Genomic DNA, 23,638 nt, shown 5'->3' on the forward strand with positions numbered 1-23,638 from the left:
CGCGTCCTCGCGTTAGGGCAAGGCCTGGCGCCGCGCCACCCGCATCGGCAGGCCGTTCTGTGCCTGCACGGTCAGCTTCTGCACCGGCCACGGGTTCAGTTCCGGCGTCGGCTCGAAGCGGAATTCCTTGAGGATCAGCGCCAGCGCGATCACGGCTTCCTGCAGCGCGAAGGTCGCGCCGATGCAGATGCGCGGGCCGGCCCCGAAGGGCAGGTATTGGAAGCGGTCGATCCGATCGCGGTTTTCCGGCCAGAAGCGCGACGGCATGAAGGCGTTCGGATTGTCCCAATAGAGCCGGTGGCGGTGCAGCACCCATGGCATGACCAGCGTGGTCGCGCCCTTCGGGATGTCGATGCGCGTGCCGTCCTTGAGCGTCACGGTGTCGTCTTCGACCGGTTCGCGGTTGATGGAAGGGGCCGGCGGATAGAGCCGCATCGCCTCCTCGAAGGCCGCGCGCGTCTTAGGCATGCGGTCCAGCCATTCAACCGGCGGCGGGTTGTCGGCCAGCACCGCGTCGATCTCGTCCTCCACCAGGGCGCGTTCCTGCGGCGCGTTGGCGAGCAGGTAGAGCGTCCAGCCGAGCGCGCGCGCCGTCGTTTCGTGGCCGGCACCGATGAAGGTGATGAGATTGTCCTCGATCTCGGCGGCCGACAGCCCGTCCGGCCCTTCTGCCTCAAGCAGCAGCGTGACGAAATCTTGCGGTGCGCCGGCCGGGTCTTCGCGCATCCGATCGCGGCGCGCGCTGATCGTGTCGCGCACGATGCCGCGGAACTTCTCCAGGACATGCCGGCCGCGCAGGCGCTGGATGCGGGGCAGCCATTCCGGTGCCTTCAACAGGTCGAGCGGATCGACCCGGCCCATGGTCGACAGAAGCCGCTCGACGTCCTCCGCGAAATCGGCGTCGTCGGCGGCGATGTCTCCGGAAAACAGCGTGTAGGCCAGCACTTCGTAGGTGAGCTCGGTCATGTCGATGCCGATGTCGCGCACAGTGCCCTCGCTGGCGCGAAACCGCTCCAGGAAGATCTCGACGCGGTCCCTCATCATCTCGGCGAAGCCGTGGATGTGGCGCGGCGTGAAGACCGGGGCCATCGCCTTGCGCGAGCGCTTCCACACCTCGCCTTCCGCCGTCAGCAGCCCGTCACGCAGGATCGGCCGCAGGATAAGCTGGCGCACCCGCGCCATGCGGTAGTTCTTCGCATTCTCGACGAGGATGTGGCGGATCAGTTCGGGGTGGTTGGCGATGACCACGTGATCGGCGAGGAACTTCACCGAAATGAAGGGCTGGGCGTAGGACGGCTCGCCCCAGATCTCGAGCGGGTTGCGCATCGAGGTGCGGATCAGCTCCAGCCGTGTCGGCGGCCGGTTGCGCGGCGTGGGATGCGGCGGAACGAAAGGTCGGGGCTGTGTGTCCATGATCGTCATCCTGCGGTTCTGCAACCTGGGGCGGAAGCGCCAAGCGCCACGCCTGACACCAATATAGGCGCCAGGCGTGGCGGTTTCACGGATGACACGCAGGCGACGTCAGTCTCCTACGTCTTCCTCGCGCTTTTTCATGCGGAACAGCCGGCCGAACAGGAGCGGCGCGACGAAGCCGAGGAGCGCGAAGGCCCACAGTCCCATGGCCAGGGGCGAGGCGACCAGCGCGGTCCAGTCGCCGTCGGAGATGGTCATCGCCCGGCGCAGGTTCTTTTCCATCTGGTCGCCGAGCATCACGCCGAGGATCACCGGCACCAGCGGCACGTCGAGCTTGCGCAGGAACCAGCCGATGACACCGAAGCCGATCATCACCAGGAGGTCGAAGCTCGAACCGGAAATGCCGTAGATGCCGACGAACGAGATCATCGCCACGGCGGGCATCAGGTATTTCGGCGGGATCAGCAGCACCCGCACGAAGATCGACACCATCGGGATGTTCATCAGAAGCAGCATCACGTTGCCGATGAACAGCGCCGCGATCAGGCCCCAGACGACGTCCGGGTTCTGCTGGAAGAGAAGCGGTCCTGGCGTGATGTTGAGCGCCAGAAGCATGGCGAGCAGCACGGCCGTCGTGCCGGAGCCGGGAACGCCGAGCGCCAGCATGGGCACGAGCGCGCCGCCGGCTGCCGCGTTGTTGCCGGCTTCGGGCGCTGCGACGCCGCGCGGATCGCCGGTGCCGAAGGTGCGGTCTCGGTCGGAGATCTTCTTTTCCAGCGAATAGGACAGGAAGGAGCCGAGCGAGGCGCCCGCGCCGGGCAGGACGCCGGCAACGAAGCCGATGATCGTGGAGCGCCCCATGGCGCCGGCCGTCTTCTTCAGCATGGATATGGGCGGGGTGACGCGCCCGATCTTCATCTTGGAGGAATCGGCGTCGGCGGCGCCGTGATGATGCTCCAGGAAGACGAAGACTTCCGACAGCGCGAACAGGCCGACGATGGCGACGAGGAAGTCGATGCCGTCATAGAGATGCACCTCGCCGAAGGAGAAGCGCGGCACGCCGGTCTGGCCGTCGACGCCGATGGTGGAGATGCCGAGGCCGAGGGCGGCGGCGAAGGCCGCCTTGGCCTGGTTGCGGCTGGCGATGCCGCCGAGCGTGGCGAAGGCCAGCGTGAACAGCGCGAAATATTCCGCCGGGCCGAACAGCAGCGCGACCTTGACGAGCTGCGGGGCGAGGAAGACCAGGCCCCAGGTAGCGAAGAAGGCGCCGACGAAGGAGGCGATGCCGGAGAGCGCCAGCGCTTCGCCGGCCTGGCCCTTCTTGGCCATCGGGTAGCCGTCCAACGTCGTCATCAGCGCCGGTTCGTCACCCGGGATGTTTAGCAGGATCGACGAAATGCGCCCGCCATACATGGCGCCGTAATAGACGCTCGTCAGCAGGATCAGCGCCGGCGTCGCGGGCAGGCCCAGCGTGAAGGCGAGCGGAATCAGGATGGCGACGCCGTTGGACGGCCCAAGGCCCGGCAGGGCGCCGATCACGGTGCCGAGGAAGCAGCCGAGCAGGGCGAGCAGCAGGTTCTGCAGGGTAATGGCGACGGAGAAGCCGTCAGCGAGTGAAGAAAGCACGTCCATCGATCAGAACCCCCATGGCCCCTCGGCCAGCGACAGGCCGAGCACGAGATGGAAAATGGTGTAGATGCCGACGGAGATCGCGGCGCCGGCGCCCGCGGCGGCCAGCACGTGCGCGCCCAGCCGCCAGGACAGGAATGCCGCGGCCACTGCGGTGGAGGCGACGAAGCCGGCTTCCGGCAGCGCCAGCGCGTAGGCGACCATCACGGCGACGGACACGCCGATTTCGAAGAAGCGACCGAAGACCGGCCATTGAGGCGCGGGATCGGGTTTGACGATGAAGACGAGGCTCGAAATCCCCAGCACCGTCGCGATGATGTAGGGAAAGGCCTTCGGCCCGACCGGATCCTGGATGAAGCTTTCCTGGATCAGGGTTCCCTGCCAGGCATAGAAGACAGCGAGCAGCAGGCCGATGAGCCCGAAAATGCGATCGCTCATGATCACTCCTCCCCTCGTGATCGCGCGGAACACCCGGCGGCGAGCCGCCGGGTGACGATAGTCAGCCGAGGAACCGGCTTACTTCAGCAGGCCGATCTGCTTGGACAGGTCGGTGATGCTGTCGATCGAGCCCTTGACGAAGGCCTGGAACTCGTCGCCGGTCATGTTCAGCGGCGCGAGGCCGTTCTGGGCCATGACCTGCTTCCACTCGTCGGAAGCGTAGGTCTTGGCGACCGCCTCGGTCCAGAACGCATAGGCGTCGTCCGACATGCCGCCCGGCGCGTAGAACCCACGCCAGTTGGCGCCGATCACGTCGATGCCCTGCTCCTTGGCCGTCGGGAAGTCGGCGAAATCGCCTTCGAGGCGCTCCGGCGAAAGCACGGCGATCACCTTGATGTCACCGGAATCGACGAAGCCCTTGGCTTCCGAAGCGTCGCCCGTGAAGGCCTGCACGGAACCGGCGAGAAGCTGCGTGACCGCCTCGCCGCCGCCGTCGAAGGCGACGTACTTGACCTGGCGCACGTCATCGATGCCCGCTTTCTGGGCGGCGATCAGCACCTTGAGATGGTCCCAGCCGCCGACAGCCGAGCCGCCGGCCACCGACACGGAGGTCGGGTCGGCCTTGATCATGTCCATCAGTTCGGGAAGCGTGCTGATGTCGGAATCCGCCGCCACGGCGATGATGCCGTAATCGGCGCCGACAGCGCCGACCCAGCGCATCTGGTCCATCGTGTTGCCGGGATAGGCGCCCTGCGCGAGGCGGGTTGCAGTCGCCGAGGAGGCCGCCACGATCAGGTTGTTGTCGTCGCTGCGCTTGTTGGCGACCTCGGCATAGGCCACGCCGCCGCCGCCGCCGGCGAGATTGGCGACCTGCATCGTGCCCGGCACGAGGCCCAGGTCCTGCATGGTCTTGCCGACCTGACGGCAGGTGAAGTCCCAACCGCCGCCGGGGCCGGCCGGCGCGATGCATTCGGTGTTGTTCGGTTCGAAAGCGAAAGCCGCGATCGAGGACGCGACAGTGAACGCGGCCGCAAGGCCGAGCAGTTTCTTCATGGATTTTCCTCCTCATGTGCCAACGGCGTTGCGCGCCGTTGCTGTCGGACCTAATAGTGCATGAAGCTGTCACTGAGCTGTCACGGCGGGAGGAGCATGTGCGGCTGCTGATCGTCGAGGACGCGGAAGACGTCTGCGATGCCATTGTCGAAAGCCTGACGCGGATCGGTCACGTCTGCGACAAGGCGCGCACGCTCGGCGACGCGCGTCAGCTTCTCGCCGTCCAGCCTTTCGACCTCGTCGTGCTCGACATCAACCTGCCCGACGGCTTCGGCCATGACCTGTTGAAGGAAATCCGCGCCCGCGGCGACGCGCTTGCCGTCATCATGCTGACCGCGCGGCTGGGCGTCGACGACCGTGTCGACGCGCTCGACGCCGGCGCCGACGATTATCTGGTCAAGCCATTCGACATCCGGGAACTGGAGGCCCGCGTCCGCGCGGTCGCCCGCCGCCGCCACGGCGAAACCGACGCCGTGCTCGAGGCCGGCGACATCAGTTTCAACACCGCCACCCGGCAGGTCACCGTCGCCGGCGAACCCTGCGAACTGACGCGGCGCGAGCAGTCGCTCCTGGAGATATTGCTGTCGTCGCGCGGCCGCGTCATCGCCAAGGAGGAACTGCATTCACGCCTCTTCGGCCTGCAGGAGGAGGCCGGGTTGAACGCGGTCGAACTCTATGTCGCCCGGCTGCGCAAGAAGCTGCCTTCCACACGGCTTGAGATCCGCACCCTGCGCGGCCTCGGCTACCAGGCCTTCGTCTCCGGGGTCGCGCCGCGTGCTTGATCCGGGCAATGCGCGCGCGCTGGCGCGTGCCTCGCGCCGCCGTCCGTCGATCGCGCTTCGCCTCACGCTTGCGGTCGCCTTCATCCTGGCGCTTGCGGCCTCCGCCGCGCTGTGGTCCGCCTGGCGCTACGGCATCCAGGCGGCCAACGAGGCGTATGATCGGCTGTTGACCGGCGCGTCGCTGCAGATCGCGGAACGCATCAGCGTGGCCGATGGCGAGGTGCTGGTGGACTTGCCGTCCTCGGCCTTCGAACTCCTGTCGCTCGCCCGCAACGACCGCGTCTTCTATCGCGTCCTCGGCATGGCGGGCGAAACGTTGACCGGCTATCCCGACCTGCCGCTTCCCGACACGGATGGGTCCGGCGCCGCGCCGGTGGTCTACGACGCCGTCTATTCCGGCGAAACCGTGCGCGCGGTGATGGCCACCCGGCCGATCGCAGAACGCGGCATGAACGGCAATGTCCGCGTTGTCGTCGCCCACACCGTGCAGGAGCGCATCGGGCTGGCCCGCGACATCGCCACCCGCGCCGCGATCCTCGTCGGCGCCGCGGGGCTCGCCATCGTGCTGATCGCCTGGTTCGCCGTGCGCCATGCGCTGGCGCCGCTACGCCGCGTCGAGCGGGCGCTGCTCTCGCGCGACCCCAACGATCTCTCGCCCTTCGAGATCGAGACGCCGCGCGAACTGGAGGCTGTCGTCGACGCCATCAACCGCTTCACCCGCCGCCTCGACCGGCGCGTCACGGCGGTCCAGTCCTTCGTCGCCGATGCCGCCCACCAGTTGCGCACGCCGATCACCGCCATTCGCGCCCAGGCGCAGATCGCCGCCAGCGAGGAATCGCCCGATCGCCTGAGACGCATCTCGCGGCGCATCCTGGACCGCTCGGTCGCGGTCAGCCGGCTGGCCGACCAGTTGCTCAGCCATGCGCTGGTCACGCACCGCACCGATTCCGAACCGCACGCCCTGGTCGATCTGCGCCGCATCGCCATGGAGGCCGAGGAGGAAACCCGCCGGTTCGCCGACACCGCTGCCGAATTGCCGCTTCTCGACCTGCCCGAGGAACCGGTCACGGTCGCCGGCGACCGCTTTTCGTTGCGCGAGGCCGTGAAGAACCTCGCCAACAATGCGATGGAACACGGCCGCCCGCCGGTCGCCATCCGCGTCTCCACCGAGGGCGCTCTCGCCCGCATCGCGGTCGTCGATCACGGCAAGGGCATTGCCAAGGAGGAGCGCGCGTCGGCCGGAACGCGCTTCCGGCGCAACCGCGCGGCGTCGTCCAGGGGCGCCAGTCTCGGCCTCGCCATCGCCCATGAGGTCGCCATTTCCCATGGCGGCGAATTGCAGCTGCGCGATCTCGATGCGGGCGGCTTCGAGGTAGCCCTGTCGCTGCCGCTTTCGGAGGACCGGACGTGATCGCGCGCCTTGTCTCGTTCCTCGTCGCCGTCCTCGTGGTCGCGCCGGCATGCGCCGCCGATTTCGATTTCCCGGCGTCGGCGACGCCTGCGCGTACGCTCGTCATCGGCTCGACCACCGATATCGGCATCATCCGCCCCGTCATCGTGGCATGGCAGAAGGCCAATCCGTCCGTCGCCATCCGCTATCGCGAATTGACCACCAACGCGCTTTTCGGCGAGGCGAAGGCTGCCTGCGAAGGCGACGCGCCGGCCGACGACGTCGTGCTCTCCTCGGCAATGGACCTGCAGGCCAAGCTCGTCAATGACGGCTGCGCCGTGACCGTCGACCGGCCGGGCCTCAACGCCCTGCCGGACTTCGCCCGCTGGCGCTCGCAGCTCTTCGGCCTGACCTACGAACCAGCCGTGATCGTCTACAACCGCCGCGCCGTCGCCGCGCACGAGGCGCCGACCGACCATTTCGCCTTGCTCGACCTCCTGCGCCAACCCGGGCGTTTCGAGGGCCGCATCGGCACCTACGACATCGAGGCCTCCGGCCTCGGCTACCTCTTCGCCACGCTCGACGATCAACGCTCCTCGACATGGGGCCGCCTGATAGAGGCGATGGGTCGCAACCATGTACGGCTCTATTGCTGCACCCAGGACATCCTCGACCGTGTCGCCGACGGCCGCCTGACGCTCGGCTACAACGTGCTCGGATCCTACGCGCTCGCCGAAGCGCGGCGGAAGCCGGATCTCGCCGTTGCGGTGCCGTCCGACTACACGCTCGTTCTCACCCGGGCCGCCTTCGTGCCCCGCCAGGCCGCCAACCGTGCCGACGCCGAAGCCTTCCTCGAATTCACGCAGGGGCCGGAGGGCCGCCGTATTCTCAACGAGGAGGCGCTGTTGTTTTCGCCAATCGACGGTGAAGACCAGCTCTTCAAGGCGCTCGACGCGAGACAGCAGGAGAAACGCGCGATCCGCCCGATCGGCCTCGGCCCGGCGCTGATCGTCGGCCTCGACCAGATGAAGCGCCGGCTGTTTCTCAAGCAATGGCGCGACTCGCTCGGCATCGGCGAGGATTGACCGGCGCAAACTTGCGCCGCCGCGCCTGGCCCTATAGTGGTCACGAGACCCTTCCTTTCCATAATCCAATCCGGACCGAAAAGATGAAATACCGCAAACTCGGCCGCACCGGCCTGGAGGTGAGCGCGATTTGCCTCGGCACCATGACCTGGGGCTCGCAGAACACGGAAGCCGAAGCCCACGAGCAGATGGACTACGCCGTCGGCCAGGGCGTCAATTTCTTCGATACGGCCGAACTCTATCCGACGACCCCGCAGGGCCCCGAAACCTACGGCCGCACGGAAGAGATCGTCGGCAGCTGGTTCGCGAAGCGCGGCAAGCGCGACGACATCGTGCTGGCCACCAAGATCGTCGGCGCGGGCCGTCCGCATATCGACGACGGTGCGCCGGTTTCGGCGGCGAAGGTCCGGCTGGCCTGCGAACGTTCGCTGAAGCGCCTGCAGACGGACTATATCGACCTCTACCAGGTCCACTGGCCCAATCGCGGCTCCTACCACTTCCGGCAGAACTGGACTTGGGACCCGCAGGCCCATGACGGCGAAAAGGCGAAGGCCGATTTCCTGGAGACGCTCGAAGAGATCGGCGCGCTCGTCAAGGAAGGCAAGGTGCGCCATTTCGGCCTGTCGAACGAGAGCGTCTGGGGCACCATGCAGCATCTGCGCATCGCCGAGGAGCACGGGCTGCCGCGCGTCCAGTCGATCCAGAACGAATATTCGCTGCTGCACCGCATCTTCGACCTCGATTTCGCGGAAGTTGCCGCCCATGAGGATGTCGGCCTGCTCGCCTACACGCCGCTCGCTTCAGGCCAGCTTTCGGGCAAGTACCGCACCGGAGAGATCCCGTCCGGTTCGCGCCTGAGCATCCAGAAGGATCTGCTCGGCCGCCGCCACGAACGCTCGGCGCCGGCGCTCGAAGCCTATCTGCAGATCGCCGACAAGCACGGTCTCGACCCGGCGCAAATGGCGTTGGCCTTCGTCCTGTCGCGGCCCTTCACCACGGCGGTGATCATCGGGGCGACGCAGATGGAGCAGTTGAAGACGGATATCGCGGCGATCGGGATTGACCTGTCGGACGAGGTGTTCGCCGACATCGAGGACACCTTCAAGCACTATCCGCTTCCGCTCTAGGGGGCGTCGCCCGACGGCGGGCGGAAAGGTCTAGGCCCGCCGCTTGCCGACGTGGGCCCTGGCCGAGGCGCCGTCATTGACGAGCGGCAGCGTGGCGCGCAGGAGCTGCGCGGTCGTGTCGGCGTCCACCGGGCGCGAGAACAGGTAGCCCTGGCCAAATGGGCACCCCAGTTCGCAAAGCCGTTCGACCTGCGCGAAGGTTTCCACCCCTTCCGCGACGATGTCGACCCTGAGCTTGCGGGCGATGTCGATCAGCGCCTCGACGACTGCCGCGCTCGGCGGATCGGTCAGCAGTTTCTCGATGAACGACCTGTCGATCTTGATGATGTCGAAGGGCGTGTTGAGCAGGTGGGTCAGCGACGCGAAGCCGGTGCCGAAATCATCGAGCGCGATGCGCACGCCGCGTGCGCGCAGCCGGTTGAGCGGATCGACGACGCGTCCGTCCATCATCACCGTCTCCGTCACTTCCACCTGGAGATAGTGGAGCGGCAGGCCGACGCGGTCGAAGGCCTCCGACACGCGGGCCTCCAGGTTGCCGGTGCGGAAATCCGCCAGTGACAGGTTCAGAGCCAGATGCTCGATGCGCAGGCCCTGGTCGAGCCAGCCACGCAGTTCGCGCACGGCGATGTCGAGCATCCGCGTGGTCAGGCGCGCCGCGTTGCGCACGTCGGCGAAGGCCAACTGGAAATCCTGCGCACTAAAGATCCGCCCGTCGGTGGCGCGAATGCGCGCCAGCGCTTCCACGCCGGTGATCCGTCCCGTTTCCAGGCTCACGACCGGCTGGAAATGGGCGGTCAGCCGGTCCTCGTCGAGTGCCTGCAGCAACTGGTGAGATTCCTCGATCCGCCGCATGATCGAGGTCTTGTGACCGGGATCGAAGCGCTGGTAGCCGCCCGGATTGGTCTCCTTGCCGTGATAGAGCGCGACATCGGCGTGCTGACGTAACTGCTCGGGCGCGGCGCCGTCGCAGCCGCTGAGCACCCCGCCGATCGTCACGCTCGGCGTGATGGTGCTGCCCAATGCGGTGATTGGCTGGCTGACGCCGTCGATGAGCTTGAGGGCTGCCTTGCGCAATCCCTCGTCGTCGTGGCACGCGCGGCAAAGCACCGCGAATTCGTCGCCGCCGAGCCGGAACACCCGGTCGGGCGCGGACAACTCGTCGATGCGTGAGGCGACGACGGAGATCAGCGTGTCGCCCGCCCAGTGGCCGAGGCTGTCATTGACGATCTTCAGATTGTCGATGTCGACCAGCAGCAGGCCGAACGGCCGTTTCGAGAATTCGGGATCGTGGAACACGGTGTCGAACGAGCGGCGGTTGCCGAGGCCGGTCAACTGGTCGCGAAAGGCGAGGAACTCGTTGCGGCTATTGATCTGGATGTGTTCGAGCGCGATCGCGCAGAGATGCACGGATCGCTTCACCAGTTCGCGCTCGATCTCGGTCGCGTCGCGCTTCTTGCGGAAATAGAAGGCGAAGGTCGCAATCGTTCGGCCGTCGCGCGCCTTGATTGGGCTCGACCAGCAGGCCTTGAGGCCGTAGGGCTGCGCCAGGCCGAGATAGGGCTGCCATTTGGGATCGTTGTCGATGTCGGCCGACAGCACCGGCTCGCCCAGATAGGCGGCCGTGCCGCAGGATCCGGCTTCCGGTCCGATCGCCGCGCCGTCGAGGGCTTCGGCATAGGCGGCGGGCAGGCTCGGTGCCGACACCGGCCGGATCAGCCCGTTCTCGATGCGCACGATCGTGCAGATCGCGCCGTCTGACAGCGCCTCGGCCTTCCGGCACAAGAGGTCGGCGATCGCGGCGAAGTCATTGCCGGTGGCAAGTGCTTCCAGAATCTGGCTTTGAAAGGCGGAAAGTTCGAGTTGGTCGGCCAGTTCCATGAGTTTCGTCCGTTTTGGCAGCCGTATTGGCATCACACGGACATTACGATTCCCTTTAGGAAGGGGTAGGAATTTCCAAAAAACGACTGGATTGCGGGCGATTCCGGTGAGTCGTGACTACGCCAGCGCGGAAATTACTTCCGATGCCAGCTCTGGCGATGCGTCGTGATATCCCACCGCCGCGACGAGTTGATCCATCGGCACCTTGCCGTCGGGACCGAGAAAGAGGCCCTTGATCAGCCCATGCGCCATCAGCTTGCCGTCGCGCTCCATGCGGTGCTCCATGTAAAGCCATTTCTCGTCCCAGCCGAGAATCCGCGTCGTCAGGTCGAAACGGTCGAAGGCGTTGAGCGAGCGGCGGAAGGTGATCTTCGCCGATCCCACCACCGGATACCACTTGCGCTCGCGCATGATCGGCCAAAGCCCGGTGCGCATGATCAGGTCGAACCGGCCGAGATCCATGACGGTCAGGTAGCGGCCATTGTTCATGTGCAAATTGGTGTCGAGGTCGTTCGGCCAGCAGCGCAGCGTCAGCCGGCTTTCGTCGAGCGCGCTCATCGGCCCGCGCCGTTTAAGCGTCAGGAGCACCTGGATCAGGCGGAACAGGAGGTTCATGGGGCAGCCCTGGGTTGAGGTGCCCCTGTCTAACGTTTACGTAAAAGGAAGTCCAGCGCGAGACCGGCGGAACGCAGTGAAGCGCCGGCCGCCGACGCTCACACGTAGACCGGCTTATCCACCCGTTCGTCCGATCCGAAGATCTTCAGGTAACGCTCGATCTCCGACGGATCGCCGGTCGCCTTTCCGGGGTTGTCCGACAGCTTGACCGCCGGCCTGCCATTGGCGTCGGTCACCTTGCAGACAAGCGAAATGGCGCGAAGCTGCTCGTTCTTCCGCGGCGCGCAATCGACGAAGTCGTTGGTCAGGTTGGTGCCCCAGCCGAAGGCCATCCGGACACGGCCCTTGAAATGTTCGTGGGTGCTTACGATCGTATCGACGTCGAGCCCGTCGGAGAAGATAAGGATCTTCTTCGTCGGGTCTTCGCCCTTCTCCTTCCACCAGGCAATGATCCGCTCCCCGCCCTCGATCGGCGGCGCGGAATCCGGGCGGAAGCCGGTCCAGTCGGCGACCCAGTCAGGCGCGGTGCGCAGGAAGGCGGCCGTGCCGAACGTATCCGGCAGGACGATGCGCAGATTGCCGCCGTAAAGCGCGTTCCAGTCCTCCAGCACGGTCAGATTGGCCTTGGCGATGCCGGCGTCGGTCTCGGCCAGCGCGGCATAGACCATCGGCAGTTCATGGGCGTTGGTGCCGACGGCTTCCAGGTCGTTGTCCATGGCCAAGAGCACGTTGGACGTGCCGGTAAACGCGTCGGGGATGCCTTCGGCCAGCGCCTGCACGCACCAGCGCTGCCACAGGAAGGAATGTCGCCGCCGCGTGCCGAAATCGGAAATCGACAGGCCCGGCAATTGCTTCAGCCGTTCCACCTTTTCCCACATCTTCGCTTTCGCCCGCGCATAGAGCACGTCGAGCTCGAACGGGCCCATGCCGCGCATCGCGGCCCGGCTGCGCAGCTCGTTGATGATGGCGAGCGCCGGGATCTCCCACATGGTCGTGTCGGTCCAGCGGCCGTGGAAATCGAGCTGGAACTGCCCGTCCCTCTGCGAAAGCTCGTAGTCCGGGAGGCGGAAATCGGCGAGCCAGGCGAGGAATTCCGGCTCGAAGATCTGCTTTCGACCGTAGAAGCTGTTGCCGGCAAGCCAGATCATTTCCTTCTTGGTCAGTTGCACGGTGCGGGCGAAATCGAGCTGGTCGCGCAATTCGCCGATGTCGATCTCGTCGGCGAGCCGGATCGAGGTGGTGCGGTTGATCAGGGAAAAGGTCGCATCGACGTCCGGATGAAGCTTCCAGATCATCTGCAGCATCATCAGCTTGTAGAAATCCGTGTCGAGCAGTGACCGGACGATCGGATCGAGCTTCCAGGTGTGGTCGTGGACCCGCCTTGCGATGTCGAGAACGCGAAAGACCATGCGCCGTTCCTGCCTGAACCGTTGCTAGAGGAGATGCACACCCGCGTCGCGCATCCTGTCCGTCATCGCCGCCAGCGATCCGTCAAGGTCGATCGCCCGGCAGGCCTGCAGAACCACCGCGGTCTTGAAACCGCATTTGACCGCGTCGAGCGCCGAAAAGCCGACGCAGAAATCCGTCGCCAGGCCGCACAGCACGACTTCGGCGATGCCGCGCTCCTTCAGGTAGCCGGCAAGGCCGGTCGGCGTGCGATGATCGTTTTCGAAGAAGGCCGAATAGCTGTCGATCTCGGGCCGGAAGCCCTTGCGGATCACCAGTTCCGCTTTGGTCCAGTCGAGATCGGCGTGAAATTCGGCGCCCGGCGTGCCCTGAACGCAATGATCGGGCCACAGCGTCTGCGGGCCATACGCGACCTCGACTGTCTCGAAGGGGCCCTTGCCCGGATGCTGCGAGGCGAAGGACGAATGGCCGGCCGGGTGCCAGTCCTGCGTCAGCACCACATGGTCGTGGCTGGCGATCATGTGGTTGACCAGCGGCAGGATGTCGTCGCCATTCTCCACGGCGAGCGCGCCGCCGGGGCAGAAGTCGTTTTGCACGTCGATGACGATCAGCGCCTTGTCCGCCATGCCGCCCTCCCGTTTCCGGACCAGTTGCGTTTCGAGGCTTAGGGCAAGATGGCGGCGATGGGAAGGGCGTCAGCGGCCGGCCAGTGCGGGGCCGATCACCTCGATGCGGTTGGTCCAGACATATCCGTCGAAGCCGGCGGGGATCAGCTTCAGTTCCTCGAGACTGTCGATGCCCCGCGTGCCGGGGTCGCCCTTCGAATAGGGGCCGAACAGGATGATGTCGCTACCCGCCGCCTCCATCCGCGCGCGGAAGCGGTGCGGCCAGCCCCAGGCGAGCCAGGCGAGATTGCCCGGCACCATCACGTGGGTGTTGCGACAGGTCTCGGGCACATAGCCGCTCCAGCCGAGTTTCAGATAGTCCATCAGGCAGCCCTTCATTTGCCGGACGCCATAGCCGTTCAGGCCCTCGATCTGTTCGTTCGCCCTCTCTGTCGGCGCGTCGCCGCCATAGGCGGACCACACCCGGTCGCGCCATTCGGGATGTTCGGTCAGAACGGCGGCCAGCATGTCGCCTTCGCGCGCCTCGCGGCTCTTGAAGTTGACGAGGAACCGGCCGTCGGGAAAGGCCTCCAGCACCTCCTTGAGTTCCGGCATCTGGCCGACGCCCGTCCCGCGCAGTGGGAACGTCTTGCCGCCATCCGCGGTGTAGCCGTAGCCGACATCGAGCCTTTTCAGGGTGGCCATGTCGTGTTCGCGGGTCACGCCTTCGCCGTCGGTGCGGCAATCGACCGTCCAGTCGTGGATGACCGCGAACTGGCCGTCGGTGGTCGCATGCACGTCGAGCTCGACGACGTCGGCCCCGGCCTCGAAGGCGGCGCGCATCGAAGGGATCGTGTTCTCGATGAATGCGTGCTCCGGCGGGAGGATGCGCTCCGCCGTGCAGGTGTCGCTGGTCAATCCCTCGCGGCTGAAGGCCTGGTGCACGCCGCGATGCGCGATGGTCCGGATCTGCGGATCGCCCGGTTCTCCGGCGATCCATGAGGCATTCCAGAGATAGAGCGCGCCGACGATGACGGCGACGACGACCAGAACCTTGCGCATGCATTCCCTCCGTTCAGCGGGCGGGAAACTCGGTCGTGTTCATGTTGGAAATGAGGCCGCTTTTCGTCATTCTGCCCATGCCTTAGGGGCATTTTGGAGGGTGTCGTCGATCGCCCAGAAGGCCCGCGCGGGCTCGGGCAGGGATGCCAGCATACGCGCGAAGCGATCCGCATCCACATGCCGGCGGAGCACCTGCGCCACGGTCAGGATCGCCCCGTCGGGCGCGAAATTGTGGTGCTGGCGAATGGTCTTCGCTTCGGCGTCCATCTCGGCGCGTGACGTGAAGGGTCGCAGCGGGGCGTGCGGATCCCAGCCGGCGACGAAGATCGCGCGCAGCACCGGCGGCAGGGCGTCCGCGAAGCGCAACCCGTCGGCGACGCTCACGCGCCGCCGGAACACCGTCAGCACGGCCTCCACCGTCGTGTAGGTCTGGTGATGCGACTGATGGCCGAGCGCCTGCTTGGCGTCTTCCATGAAGGCGTCGAAATCCCGCGAGGCGGCGAAATATTCCTGCGGCATCGGCATGGCGGCTCACTCTCCCGTCGATACCGTTAGTCGGCAAAGGATGACGTTGTCGCGCTCCAGATCCTTGCCCCAGATGAGTTTGGCTGACGGGTTCCAAGCGATCGCGTCGTAGCCGTCCTTCGGGCCGACCGCGCGTTGCGAATGCACCGTGGCGGACGCCCATGCGTTGTCGTCGAAATCGGGCGCCGTCCAGCCGTCGGATATGGCGGTCGTGCGGGCGGCGCAGTCGCCTTCGCCAACCGTCGGATTGCGCGCCCTTTCGCAGGCCTGCCCGCCGACCGGCGCATGCTGCACGACGAGGCATCGCCAGTTCTCGTCGGTCACCGCGACGATGTGGCCGTCGGCGTCGCTGAATTGCGCGATCGCGCCGCCGTCGCCCATCTGTTGACGCCGTGTGCCGATATATTCGAGCCCCGTCTCGTTCTCCATGAAGTCGCGGAACTCGAAGGCGAAGGTGTAGGGCGGATCGGCGCGGAACGTGAAGCGCTCGGCGTTGAAGGAGCGTTCCGTCGTGATCGGCACACTGTCCTCGATAAGTTTTTCGCCGTTCAGCCAGAGCGCGAACCAGTTGTCGACCCAGACCTCGCCGGTCAGCGACTGCGACCCGTTGGTTTGAAGCGCGGTCTCGTTCAGCGCCGCGCCGCCGCCTGGCGGAGGTGGAGGAGGCGGCGCTTGAGACAAGGCGTCTGCGGTGCCGGCGAACAGGACGGCTGCGATTGTGAGCGACGAAAGCATGCGGGTGATCATGTCGGCTCTCCTTGCGCCGGCGCGGCCGGCGGTTCGTCTTTCATAGCACCGAGATGGCGTGCGCGCACGGAGGCACATGCGCGCGCTGGCTCTGCGATCTGAACGAAAACGCAAGGTTTCACCCTCAATCTGCGCAGCGGTCCAATGACGGAGAAGACGGCGATGGCCGGTGCGCGAGTCAAACCGCGACGCAAGCCGCAACGCGTGGTTCCCATGAGCAGGCCTCGCAAGAGGGGTGGCGTCATGCGGACCGCGATGGCGCTTGTCGCTTTCTTCGCGATCGGCGCCGGTGCGGCGCTTGTCCTGCGCCCGTCAAGCGGAGCCGGTTTGACGCGCCTGACGGGGCTGGTCGATCGCATGACGACAAGCGCCTATGCGCCGCGTGCCGGGACCGATTACCCGGGCGGCGTCGCGCCGCGCGCCATGCCGGTCTGCGGGTTCGGTCCGCGTTTCAATTGCATCGTCGATGGCGACACGCTCTGGCTGGACGGTGAAAAGATCCGCATCGTCAACATCGACGCGCCCGAGGTGAAGGCCCGCTGCCCCGCTGAGAAACAGCGCGCGAGCGCCGCCACACGCGAACTCGCCCGCCTGGTGCACGGACAGCCCATCCGCCTGCGTCGCAGCGGGGAGGACCGCTACGGCCGCACGCTCGCAGCCGTCTCGACGCCCGAGGGCGACGTCGGCGCAGCCCTGGTCGCGAAGCACCTCGCGGTGCGCTGGCGTGGCCGCCGCGAGCCGCCCTCGACATGGTGCGGTGCCTGAGGCGCCTAGTGCAGCACGATTTCGCCGTCCACGCGGCGGAATTCGCCCGGCTTGATCAGCTTCTGGTGGCTGTAGCGCACCGAATGCAGCGGCCCGTCGAGGTTCTCCTCCCAGAAATCGAGGAACCCGAACATCTGCGGGAAGTCCGGCGCGAGATCGTAGTCCTGCCAGATATAGGTCTGCAAAATCTCCTGATGGTCGGGCATGCGGTAGAGGATATGGGCGGTCGTCAGTCCGTAACCCCGGAGTTGCAGTTCGAATGCGCTGGTGCCTTGCATCGGTGCTCCTTTCCAAGTATCGCACTGCACAACGCTACGCAGAAATCAATTTCTGTCAATAAATTCAATTTATTAGCAGCAATTCTGCCCGAGTGCTGATTGCCGGCCGCCCGACGCGAATGCGCCGGACGGGAACCCTCGCCGTGATTTTTTGTTGCAATGCAGTATGCTCGTCCTAGCTCCGAAAGAGCTGCCACGCGCTTTTGCTGACCGCCCTGCAAGGATTCCATGCCCGAGGAAATCGTCGAGACCGCCGGAGAAGCCATCACCGAAACCGTCACACTGGCGTCGCTCTGGGCCTGGCCGTTGGGCCTTGTCGGGCTTGCGATCTTTCTCGGCTATGTCGCCCATGCCGCGGCATGGCGGGTGCTTGGCAGGATGCTGAAGGGCAGTTCCTGGTGGCGCCAGGCGCTGGCCCGCTCGAGTTCGCCGGTGCGCCTCGCAATCATCCTCCTGTCCATGTCGCTGGCGATCTCGTCCTCCAACCTGCCGGCGGAATTCCAGGACGCGGTCGCCCACATCATCTCGGTTCTGCTGATCGGGCTGATCGGCTGGACGGCGATCCTTCTGACCAATCTGTTCACCGACAGGATGACCCGTCGTCACCGGCTCGACATGGAAGACAATCTGCGGGCGCGCAAATTCGTCACCCAGGTGCGCGTGCTGCGCCGGACCGCCAACATCCTGATCTTCATCGTGGCCACGGCTTTCGTTCTGCTGACTTTCGACAGTGTGCGCAAATATGGCGTGAGCCTGTTCGCCTCGGCCGGCGTCGCCGGTCTCGCGGTCGGGTTCGCGGCGCGGCCGGTGCTCGCGAACCTCATCGCCGGCATCCAGATCGCGCTCACCCAGCCGATCCGGCTGGAAGACGTTGTCATCGTCGAGGGCGAGTGGGGTTGGATCGAGGAAATCGGCGCGACCTATGTCGTCGTGCGTGTCTGGGACTGGCGCCGCATGGTGGTGCCACTGTCCTATTTCATCGAAAAGCCGTTCCAGAACTGGACGCGTGACGGCGCCTCGATCATCGGCGCGGTGACTTGGCATGTCGACTATTCGGTCCCGGTGGAGAAACTGCGCGCCAAGCTGATCGAGCTGGTCCAGGCCTCGCAACGGTGGGACGGCCAGGTCGTCAACATGCAGATGCTCGACGCCAACGACAAGACGATCGTGGTGCGGGGCCTGATGAGCGCCCGGAATTCGATGATCGCCTGGGAACTGCGCTGCGAGATTCGCGAAAAGCTGATCGTCTGGCTGCAGAAGGAATATCCAGAAGCACTGCCGCGCTTCCGCGGCGAACTGACTCGCATAGACGGCCAGCCGGAGACCTTCCCGGCGGTTTGAGCCTCGGACGCGCTCGAGCGGCTGTCTGCGAGGCAGGGTTCCGCGACAGTATTGTACGAATTAGCCAAAATGGCTAAATAGCGATCAAGGAGAGCATCATGAACATCTGGAACGCCTCAGACGCCAAGAACCGTTTCGGCCAGCTTCTTGATGTGGCCCGCAGCGAGCCCGTTCGTATCCAAAAGAACGGTCGCGACGTTGCTGTCGTCCTCTCGCCGGAGGAATTTCAGCGCTTGACCGAGATGGCGCGCAGCGAGCCGAGCCCGGCAGTCAAGGCGCTGCACGAAAGAAGCGTCAAGCGCTGGGCCAAAGTCTATGAAGCGCTCGCGAAATAGGGCTCGTGCACTACCTCACGCTGCAGGACGCGCTCTATATCCATCGTGAGCAGTTACGGCTGTTCGGCGGCGCTTCGGGCATTCGGGATGCCGGCCTCATCGAAGCGGCCCTCTTGCGACCTCAGACAGGCTACTATTCGGGTGTGATCGAGGAGGCCGCCGCGTTGTGGGAAAGCCTGGCCATGAATCACGGCTTCATCGATGGAAACAAGCGCGTGGCCTTCGCTTGCGTCGACATCTTCCTCGAACTCAACGGTCACCAGCTGCAGGCCGAGCAGGATGCGGTCATCAACTTCATTTACGGTCACCTGCAGGCAGGAACTTTCCGGAAGGATGCAGTGCAGCAGTGGCTAATGGAGAACACGGTTCCGCATCGCTGAGCCGGCTCACTTCCCCATCTGTTCACGCAGCTTCGCGCAATCGTCGGTGTCGTCGCTGCGCGTGGTGAAGATCACGAAGTCGTAGGGCAGGCTTGCTTCGCCCTCGTCGATATAGTCGGCGAAGGCGGTGCCTTCTTCCGTCACCTCGAATTGCCCGATGGAGAGTACACTCCTGTCAGGGGCCTTCGCGTGCAGCACGAAGGGCACGCCCCAATCCGTGCGGGTGTGGCCCCCACCGGCGATCAGGACGGCGCCGTCTTCATCCGATGCCAGCATCGCGTCGGCCATCGACAGGTCGCGCGCCTGCTGGACCGTGACCATCGGCGGAATTGCCTCGGCGGGCATCAGGTCGCAATGCGCGGTCATGATCTCCGCGCCGATGCGATCGCCCAGTGCTTCCGGATAGGCGACAGGATCGCCCGGCATGTCCGCACCGCGCGCGATGGCGCGGATGGTGTCCCGGTCGAGATCGCCGGAGCGCATCGGCAGGCCGGCATCGAGCGCCGCCTCGGCAATGGGCTGGTAGATCGCCCAGTCCGGCCAGCCGCGCGTCTCCCATTGCAGCGCCTCGCCGAGCGCATTTGCATCCGGCGCGTCTTGCGCGAGAAAAGCATCAAGCGCGCCCTGCAGGCCGCGCGGTACCATCTCGAAGACAATCGTCGGCGCTCGGCCTGCCTCCGCCATCGCCCGCACCAGCTTCGCCTGGGTCGCGTGATGTTCGGCGTTGCTGTGGATCTCGCCGATCAGCACGAAATCCGATTGAACGGCCGCGTGTTCGATATCGGCGAACGAGGCGGGATCGCCTCTCCCCGTCCAGACCGTTCCGACGAGCGGATGGTCTGCGGCACTTGCGGAGGAGAGCGGGAGCATCACGAGCAAGGCGATAGCGGTGTGGCGAAGATGGTTGAGTCGAGTCATGGCCGGCAACCTATGCAAAACGGGCTGCCCTTCAAGGACGCGAGTGGCCGCGTGGATCACTTTCGTCCCAGTTCCTCCGCCAGGATGTCGAACACTACACGCACGCGCCGACTGGTGTTCAATTCCCGATGCGTCGTCAGCCAGATCGGGAAGGTCATCGGCTGCATGTCCGGCAGCACGCGCCGCACGCGCGGCTCCGCGTCACCGACCGATTCGGGTACGATGCCAATGCCCACCCCCGCCTTGGCCAGCTCCCAATGGACGAGATGATTGGCCGTCAGGACGGGGAAGTTCTTGCGGGTCAGCGACAGCCCCAGCCGGTTCAGGCCGTCCAGCATCGCGCCGGTCGTGTCGAAGCCGATGAAATCTGCCTGGCTCAGCGCGTCCGCGGTCTTCGGGTCGCCGAGCCCAGCCAGATACTCGACGGATGCGTAGAGCCGGGCGACGTCTTCGCCGATCTTTCGCGCGATGAGGTCCGGCTGGGTTGGCCGGAACGAGCGAATGGCGATGTCGGCCTCGCGGCGTTTCAGGTCGATCGTCGCATTGGACGCGACGATCTCGACCTCGATGCCCGGTTGCTCGCGGCGCAGCCGCGCGACGATCGGCGGCAACAGGAAGGCCGAGTAGATCTCGCTGGCGGTGATCGTGATCGACCCCTCGATCGACTGCGCCTGGCCGGAGGCCGAAAGCGACACGCGGCCGGCCGCGTCGCCCATGGCGCGGACATGGTCCAGCAGTTCCAGTCCGGACGGCGTCAGCGTCAGGCCGCGGCCGCCACGCTCGAACAGCACGACACCGAGTTCGGTCTCCAGCGCATCGACCTGCCGGCCGAGCGTCGGCTGCGCCATGCCGAGCGCGCGTGCGGCCGCCGACAGCGAGCCTTCCTCGGCCGTGACCAGAAAGGCCCGCGCCCGGTTCCAGTCGAATTTCACGGAACGCCAATCCATGCGAAAACGCATATCAGATCAAGATAACTGGTCAATTCACGCTGCGATTATGTATGGGTAGAGATGCGGCAACACTTCGATCCCGAAAGGAACCGCACCATGAAAGCCGCAGTTTACGACCGCTACGGACCGGCCGACGTCCTCACCATCCGTGACATCGCCCGTCCCGAACCCGCCGCCGACGAAATCCTCGTCCAGGTCTTCGCCGCCGCCGTCACCACCGCCGACTGGCGTCTGCGCGCATCGGCCTTCCCGGGTGTCATGTGGCTTCCGGGCCGCCTGATGCTCGGCCTGCGCGCGCCGCGCAACAAGGTGCTGGGCGTCGCATTCGCAGGCCGCGTCATCGCACGCGGTGACAATGTCACCCGCTACGCGCTGGGCGACGCCGTGTTCGGCTTCTCCGGAGCCGGCGCGCATGCGCAATATCTGACGGTCAAGGCCGACGGCCCCGTTGCGCTCAAGCCGAAATCAATCACTTACGAAGAGGCGGCGGCAGTGCCGTTCGGCGGTGCGTCGGCGCTGGTGTTCCTGCGCGATTTCGCCGAGGTGAAACCCGGCGAGGCCGTGCTCGTCAACGGCGCGTCGGGCGGCGTCGGCGCCTATTCGGTGCAGCTCGCGCGCCATCTCGGCGCAAATGTGACCGGCGTCGCCGGCGCGGACAATCTCGATCTCGTTCGCTCGCTCGGCGCTGACGATGTCGTCGATTACAGTAAGCAAACAATTACTGAATTGCATTCCCGTTTCGACGTGGTGCTCGATACGGTCGGCAAGCTCACCTATGCCACCGCTAAGCGCGTCCTGAAGCCTGGCGGACGTTATGTGCCGCTGGAATTCTCCGGTCGCGAGATGATCGAGGCGCTTCTCGCCAAGCTCACCGGCGGTCCGAAGATGATCCTGAATGTCTCGGGCGATTCGCGCGAAGACATGCAGTGTCTGGCGGACCTGATGGAAAAGGGCGAATTGCGCGCGGTCGTCGACAGTCAGTATCCGCTGGAACAGATCGCCGAGGCTCACCGGCGTGTCGAAACCCGCCACGCGAGAGGTGCGGTGGTCGTGACGATGGGCGACTGAGGCGGCAGAGCGTACTAAGTAAATATGTAAGCATATTCTAACATTGATGCGAGCGGCCTCCGAGGGTTTCCCCGGAGGCGGCCAGGCCGCGATCAGGCGCGGCCGGCGAAGATGTCCTTCCTGATGATGGCGTGCACGCCCCAGTTGCCGTCGACGACCTGGGTGATGCCGAAATCAACCCCGACCGACATCAGCGAATGCGCCTCGTCCTCGGTCAGGCCCTTCGTGGTCATCAGGAACTTGCGCATCTTGCGGAAGGCGTCGCGCATCGCCGCGTCGATGGAGGACTTCGAGTAGATGTCGCTCTGCGCCGTCGCGCCCAGTTCCTTCAGGTAGTTCGGAACCGAGAAGCCGTGCACCAGCCATTCGCTCTGGGTCTCGAGCATCGGGTATTTCAGCTCTTCCAGCGGCGTGCCGGCAAGATCGGCCTTCTTGTGCAGGATGAGTTGGAACGTGCCGGTGAGCGAGCACTCGATCGCCGTGCCGCACAATTCGCTGTCGCCCTGGCTGGCATGCGGATCGCCGACCGATAGGAGCGCGCCCTCCACCGAGACCGGGTAATACATCGTCGCGCCCTTGCCGATGCGCCAGTTGTCGACATTGCCGCCGGTGTAGCTCGGCGGAACCGAATCGACGAAATCCGCCTCGGCGGGGGCGACGCCCAGCGTGCCGAAATGCGGCCGGATCGGGATCCGGATGCCCTTCAGCACGTCGTAATTGCGCGTGGTCAGGGAATGATCCACGGGCACACCGGGATAGTCGATCGTCGTGTGGGTCACGCCAAAGGGGTCGGTCTGCGGCACCCATTTGAAGTTGTAGACCGCCTCGGCCCAGCTCTTGGAGCCGGAAGCATCGACTTCGTAGATGGTGATGACCTCGCGCTTGGCGTCGTTCAGCATGTCGTTGTAGTGGAAGCCCCACCACGCTGCGGCGTTCGAGCCGAAGCTCTTGCCCGCATATTTCGGGTTGCCGCTCTCGCGCGGCACGCAGTCGAGAATGCGCACTTCCAGGACGTCGCCCGGTTCGGCGCCGCGCACATGGACCGGACCCGTCATGATGTGCACGCCCTGGCCGTCACCTGAGCCGATCTTGTAGACATTGGGGTCGGTCGAGCCGGCGCCGCGCCGGTCGACGCCCTTCTTGTCCTTGGTCCACAGATAGACGCTCTCGGCGCCCTCGTCGCCCTCCACCATGCGCTCCGTGTCGTCGCCGGCATGGTGGGTCAGCGTCTCGATGGTCACGATGTCTCCGCTGTCGCACTCGACCTGCGGCTTCAGCGTCTTGGAGAAATAGCCCCAATGAACGGTGTCCGAATTGGCGGGCAGATAATGGAAAGCGCGCTTTTCGGGCTGCCGCGCCTCCGAGGCCTGCGCCAGCGTCGGCGTCACCAGCGACAGCCCGCCCGCCGCGCCGATCGCGCTCAAGCCGCCGGCCGCGAAAAGGCCGCTGCGCAGGAAGCTGCGCCGCTCGGCGTTCATGTCTTCCTTGAACGTCGCATAGTGTTCCTCGAAATGCGGACAGTGGACGTCATCGCCTTTGCACATCGTCATTTTCCCTTGTGTTTTGGAAGGATCAACGGCGTCAATTATTCGGGCGGGATCGACTGCTGGCAATCGGTCCGCAAAGGCGCATTGCGGCCCCAGAAGCTCTTGCGCGGGTGCGGCGGCGTGCGGATTTATCGTTCGTTTTCAATTCATTGAGCAGAGGGCTGCCGCTGCGGACGAGGCTGCATGGGACGGCTTCCTGTGGGGCAATAGTCAAGAGATTGTTCGTCTGCGTGCAAAACATTCGCAGTGTTTGTCGCTAATATGATCGGGCCCGACTAGGATCGATGCGCAAGGTGTTCG

Annotated in this window: 24 protein-coding genes; 9 read left to right on the plus strand and 15 right to left on the minus strand. The window is 65.4% G+C overall.

The features are described from left to right. Positions 1-12: 12 nt before the first annotated feature. The 4 genes from MRY80_RS22570 to MRY80_RS22585 all read right to left on the minus strand — a co-directional run bounded on the left by MRY80_RS22570 (position 13) and on the right by MRY80_RS22585 (position 4,533). Positions 13-1,413, minus strand: a complete 1,401-nt coding sequence (locus MRY80_RS22570) for a cytochrome P450 (RefSeq protein WP_293293497.1) — start codon at positions 1,411-1,413, stop codon at positions 13-15. Between the two features lie 108 nt (positions 1,414-1,521). After that, positions 1,522-3,045, minus strand: coding sequence for a tripartite tricarboxylate transporter permease (locus tag MRY80_RS22575; RefSeq protein ID WP_293293498.1), 1,524 nt, complete (start codon positions 3,043-3,045; stop codon positions 1,522-1,524). 3 nt (positions 3,046-3,048) lie between these two features. Then, complete coding sequence (locus MRY80_RS22580; RefSeq protein WP_293293499.1) at positions 3,049-3,480, minus strand: tripartite tricarboxylate transporter TctB family protein; 432 nt, start codon at positions 3,478-3,480, stop codon at positions 3,049-3,051. Between the two features lie 78 nt (positions 3,481-3,558). Continuing rightward, on the minus strand, positions 3,559-4,533 hold the full coding sequence (locus tag MRY80_RS22585) for a tripartite tricarboxylate transporter substrate-binding protein (protein ID WP_293293500.1): 975 nt from the start codon (positions 4,531-4,533) through the stop codon (positions 3,559-3,561). A gap of 98 nt (positions 4,534-4,631) precedes the next feature. Between MRY80_RS22585 and MRY80_RS22590 the strand changes: the two genes are divergently transcribed. The 4 genes from MRY80_RS22590 (at position 4,632) to MRY80_RS22605 (ending at position 8,917) form a co-directional block, all read left to right on the plus strand. Continuing rightward, positions 4,632-5,315, plus strand: a complete 684-nt coding sequence (locus tag MRY80_RS22590) for a response regulator transcription factor (RefSeq protein WP_293293501.1) — start codon at positions 4,632-4,634, stop codon at positions 5,313-5,315. Beyond that, a complete protein-coding gene (locus tag MRY80_RS22595; RefSeq protein WP_293293502.1) occupies positions 5,308-6,726 on the plus strand; it encodes a sensor histidine kinase in 1,419 nt (472 codons plus the stop codon). Before MRY80_RS22590 ends, MRY80_RS22595 begins: the two co-directional genes overlap by 8 nt. Beyond that, positions 6,723-7,790 carry an ABC transporter substrate-binding protein gene (locus MRY80_RS22600; protein WP_293293503.1) on the plus strand — a complete coding sequence of 356 codons (1,068 nt, stop codon included), beginning with the start codon at positions 6,723-6,725 and terminating at the stop codon, positions 7,788-7,790. Before MRY80_RS22595 ends, MRY80_RS22600 begins: the two co-directional genes overlap by 4 nt. A gap of 83 nt (positions 7,791-7,873) precedes the next feature. Continuing rightward, on the plus strand, positions 7,874-8,917 hold the full coding sequence (locus MRY80_RS22605) for an aldo/keto reductase (protein ID WP_293293504.1): 1,044 nt from the start codon (positions 7,874-7,876) through the stop codon (positions 8,915-8,917). Positions 8,918-8,947: 30 nt separating this feature from the next. Here the strand turns inward: MRY80_RS22605 and MRY80_RS22610 are convergent, their stop codons facing one another. The 7 genes from MRY80_RS22610 to MRY80_RS22640 form a co-directional block, all read right to left on the minus strand. Continuing rightward, entirely contained in the window at positions 8,948-10,795 is a 1,848-nt protein-coding gene (locus MRY80_RS22610; RefSeq protein ID WP_293293505.1) for an EAL domain-containing protein, read from the minus strand. A gap of 117 nt (positions 10,796-10,912) precedes the next feature. Then, the gene (locus MRY80_RS22615; RefSeq protein WP_293293506.1) at positions 10,913-11,410 is read right to left on the minus strand and encodes a thioesterase family protein; all 498 of its coding nucleotides are present in this window, start codon (positions 11,408-11,410) and stop codon (positions 10,913-10,915) included. Between the two features lie 98 nt (positions 11,411-11,508). Further along, entirely contained in the window at positions 11,509-12,819 is a 1,311-nt protein-coding gene (pncB, locus tag MRY80_RS22620; protein ID WP_293293507.1) for a nicotinate phosphoribosyltransferase, read from the minus strand. 24 nt (positions 12,820-12,843) lie between these two features. Further along, complete coding sequence (gene pncA, locus MRY80_RS22625; protein WP_293293508.1) at positions 12,844-13,443, minus strand: bifunctional nicotinamidase/pyrazinamidase; 600 nt, start codon at positions 13,441-13,443, stop codon at positions 12,844-12,846. A 69-nt stretch (positions 13,444-13,512) separates the two neighbouring features. Beyond that, positions 13,513-14,484, minus strand: a complete 972-nt coding sequence (locus MRY80_RS22630; protein WP_293293509.1) for a glycerophosphodiester phosphodiesterase family protein — start codon at positions 14,482-14,484, stop codon at positions 13,513-13,515. 66 nt (positions 14,485-14,550) lie between these two features. Continuing rightward, a complete protein-coding gene (locus MRY80_RS22635; protein WP_293293510.1) occupies positions 14,551-15,009 on the minus strand; it encodes a DUF2267 domain-containing protein in 459 nt (152 codons plus the stop codon). A gap of 6 nt (positions 15,010-15,015) precedes the next feature. Then, positions 15,016-15,756 (minus strand): PEBP family protein, encoded by a 741-nt coding sequence (locus MRY80_RS22640; protein WP_293293511.1) that lies wholly within the window; start codon positions 15,754-15,756, stop codon positions 15,016-15,018. Positions 15,757-15,999: 243 nt separating this feature from the next. On the opposite strand from MRY80_RS22640, the gene MRY80_RS22645 reads away from it, so the two are divergent. Further along, the gene (locus tag MRY80_RS22645; RefSeq protein WP_293293512.1) at positions 16,000-16,521 is read left to right on the plus strand and encodes a thermonuclease family protein; all 522 of its coding nucleotides are present in this window, start codon (positions 16,000-16,002) and stop codon (positions 16,519-16,521) included. A 5-nt stretch (positions 16,522-16,526) separates the two neighbouring features. Here the strand turns inward: MRY80_RS22645 and MRY80_RS22650 are convergent, their stop codons facing one another. Next, entirely contained in the window at positions 16,527-16,799 is a 273-nt protein-coding gene (locus tag MRY80_RS22650) for an usg protein (RefSeq protein ID WP_293293513.1), read from the minus strand. A gap of 228 nt (positions 16,800-17,027) precedes the next feature. On the opposite strand from MRY80_RS22650, the gene MRY80_RS22655 reads away from it, so the two are divergent. The 3 genes from MRY80_RS22655 (at position 17,028) to MRY80_RS22665 (ending at position 18,855) form a co-directional block, all read left to right on the plus strand. Further along, complete coding sequence (locus MRY80_RS22655; RefSeq protein WP_293293514.1) at positions 17,028-18,140, plus strand: mechanosensitive ion channel domain-containing protein; 1,113 nt, start codon at positions 17,028-17,030, stop codon at positions 18,138-18,140. A 98-nt stretch (positions 18,141-18,238) separates the two neighbouring features. Beyond that, positions 18,239-18,475, plus strand: coding sequence for a type II toxin-antitoxin system Phd/YefM family antitoxin (locus MRY80_RS22660; RefSeq protein ID WP_293293515.1), 237 nt, complete (start codon positions 18,239-18,241; stop codon positions 18,473-18,475). A gap of 5 nt (positions 18,476-18,480) precedes the next feature. Then, complete coding sequence (locus MRY80_RS22665; protein WP_293293516.1) at positions 18,481-18,855, plus strand: type II toxin-antitoxin system death-on-curing family toxin; 375 nt, start codon at positions 18,481-18,483, stop codon at positions 18,853-18,855. A 6-nt stretch (positions 18,856-18,861) separates the two neighbouring features. Here MRY80_RS22665 and MRY80_RS22670 read toward each other — a convergent pair whose 3' ends face one another. Together MRY80_RS22670 and MRY80_RS22675 are read right to left on the minus strand one after the other, a co-directional pair. Next, complete coding sequence (locus MRY80_RS22670; protein ID WP_293293517.1) at positions 18,862-19,773, minus strand: ChaN family lipoprotein; 912 nt, start codon at positions 19,771-19,773, stop codon at positions 18,862-18,864. A 56-nt stretch (positions 19,774-19,829) separates the two neighbouring features. Then, positions 19,830-20,720: a LysR family transcriptional regulator gene (locus MRY80_RS22675; RefSeq protein WP_293293518.1), complete on the minus strand. Its 891-nt coding sequence runs from the start codon at positions 20,718-20,720 to the stop codon at positions 19,830-19,832. Positions 20,721-20,819: 99 nt separating this feature from the next. On the opposite strand from MRY80_RS22675, the gene MRY80_RS22680 reads away from it, so the two are divergent. Next, complete coding sequence (locus MRY80_RS22680) at positions 20,820-21,791, plus strand: NAD(P)-dependent alcohol dehydrogenase (RefSeq protein ID WP_293293519.1); 972 nt, start codon at positions 20,820-20,822, stop codon at positions 21,789-21,791. 92 nt (positions 21,792-21,883) lie between these two features. On the opposite strand, the gene MRY80_RS22685 is transcribed toward MRY80_RS22680, so the two are convergent. Further along, positions 21,884-23,335, minus strand: coding sequence for an acetamidase/formamidase family protein (locus MRY80_RS22685; RefSeq protein ID WP_293293520.1), 1,452 nt, complete (start codon positions 23,333-23,335; stop codon positions 21,884-21,886). Positions 23,336-23,638 lie beyond the last annotated feature (303 nt).

The organism is Oricola sp., assembly GCF_022763245.1.
In the GTDB taxonomy this organism is placed as follows: Bacteria; Pseudomonadota; Alphaproteobacteria; order Rhizobiales; family Rhizobiaceae; genus Oricola.

Excerpts from the sequence above, each read along its gene's own strand:
- MRY80_RS22570 (WP_293293497.1), bottom strand. The coding sequence starts at position 1,413 with ATGGACACACAGCCCCGACCTTTCGTTCCGCCGCATCCCACGCCGCGC.
- MRY80_RS22575 (WP_293293498.1), bottom strand. The coding sequence starts at position 3,045 with ATGGACGTGCTTTCTTCACTCGCTGACGGCTTCTCCGTCGCCATTACC.
- MRY80_RS22580 (WP_293293499.1), bottom strand. The coding sequence starts at position 3,480 with ATGAGCGATCGCATTTTCGGGCTCATCGGCCTGCTGCTCGCTGTCTTC.
- MRY80_RS22585 (WP_293293500.1), bottom strand. The coding sequence starts at position 4,533 with ATGAAGAAACTGCTCGGCCTTGCGGCCGCGTTCACTGTCGCGTCCTCG.
- MRY80_RS22605 (WP_293293504.1), top strand. The coding sequence starts at position 7,874 with ATGAAATACCGCAAACTCGGCCGCACCGGCCTGGAGGTGAGCGCGATT.
- MRY80_RS22610 (WP_293293505.1), bottom strand. The coding sequence starts at position 10,795 with ATGGAACTGGCCGACCAACTCGAACTTTCCGCCTTTCAAAGCCAGATT.
- MRY80_RS22615 (WP_293293506.1), bottom strand. The coding sequence starts at position 11,410 with ATGAACCTCCTGTTCCGCCTGATCCAGGTGCTCCTGACGCTTAAACGG.
- pncB (WP_293293507.1), bottom strand. The coding sequence starts at position 12,819 with ATGGTCTTTCGCGTTCTCGACATCGCAAGGCGGGTCCACGACCACACC.
- pncA (WP_293293508.1), bottom strand. The coding sequence starts at position 13,443 with ATGGCGGACAAGGCGCTGATCGTCATCGACGTGCAAAACGACTTCTGC.
- MRY80_RS22630 (WP_293293509.1), bottom strand. The coding sequence starts at position 14,484 with ATGCGCAAGGTTCTGGTCGTCGTCGCCGTCATCGTCGGCGCGCTCTAT.
- MRY80_RS22635 (WP_293293510.1), bottom strand. The coding sequence starts at position 15,009 with ATGCCGATGCCGCAGGAATATTTCGCCGCCTCGCGGGATTTCGACGCC.
- MRY80_RS22640 (WP_293293511.1), bottom strand. The coding sequence starts at position 15,756 with ATGATCACCCGCATGCTTTCGTCGCTCACAATCGCAGCCGTCCTGTTC.
- MRY80_RS22645 (WP_293293512.1), top strand. The coding sequence starts at position 16,000 with ATGCGGACCGCGATGGCGCTTGTCGCTTTCTTCGCGATCGGCGCCGGT.
- MRY80_RS22650 (WP_293293513.1), bottom strand. The coding sequence starts at position 16,799 with ATGCAAGGCACCAGCGCATTCGAACTGCAACTCCGGGGTTACGGACTG.
- MRY80_RS22655 (WP_293293514.1), top strand. The coding sequence starts at position 17,028 with ATGCCCGAGGAAATCGTCGAGACCGCCGGAGAAGCCATCACCGAAACC.
- MRY80_RS22660 (WP_293293515.1), top strand. The coding sequence starts at position 18,239 with ATGAACATCTGGAACGCCTCAGACGCCAAGAACCGTTTCGGCCAGCTT.
- MRY80_RS22670 (WP_293293517.1), bottom strand. The coding sequence starts at position 19,773 with ATGACTCGACTCAACCATCTTCGCCACACCGCTATCGCCTTGCTCGTG.
- MRY80_RS22675 (WP_293293518.1), bottom strand. The coding sequence starts at position 20,720 with ATGGATTGGCGTTCCGTGAAATTCGACTGGAACCGGGCGCGGGCCTTT.
- MRY80_RS22680 (WP_293293519.1), top strand. The coding sequence starts at position 20,820 with ATGAAAGCCGCAGTTTACGACCGCTACGGACCGGCCGACGTCCTCACC.
- MRY80_RS22685 (WP_293293520.1), bottom strand. The coding sequence starts at position 23,335 with ATGTGCAAAGGCGATGACGTCCACTGTCCGCATTTCGAGGAACACTAT.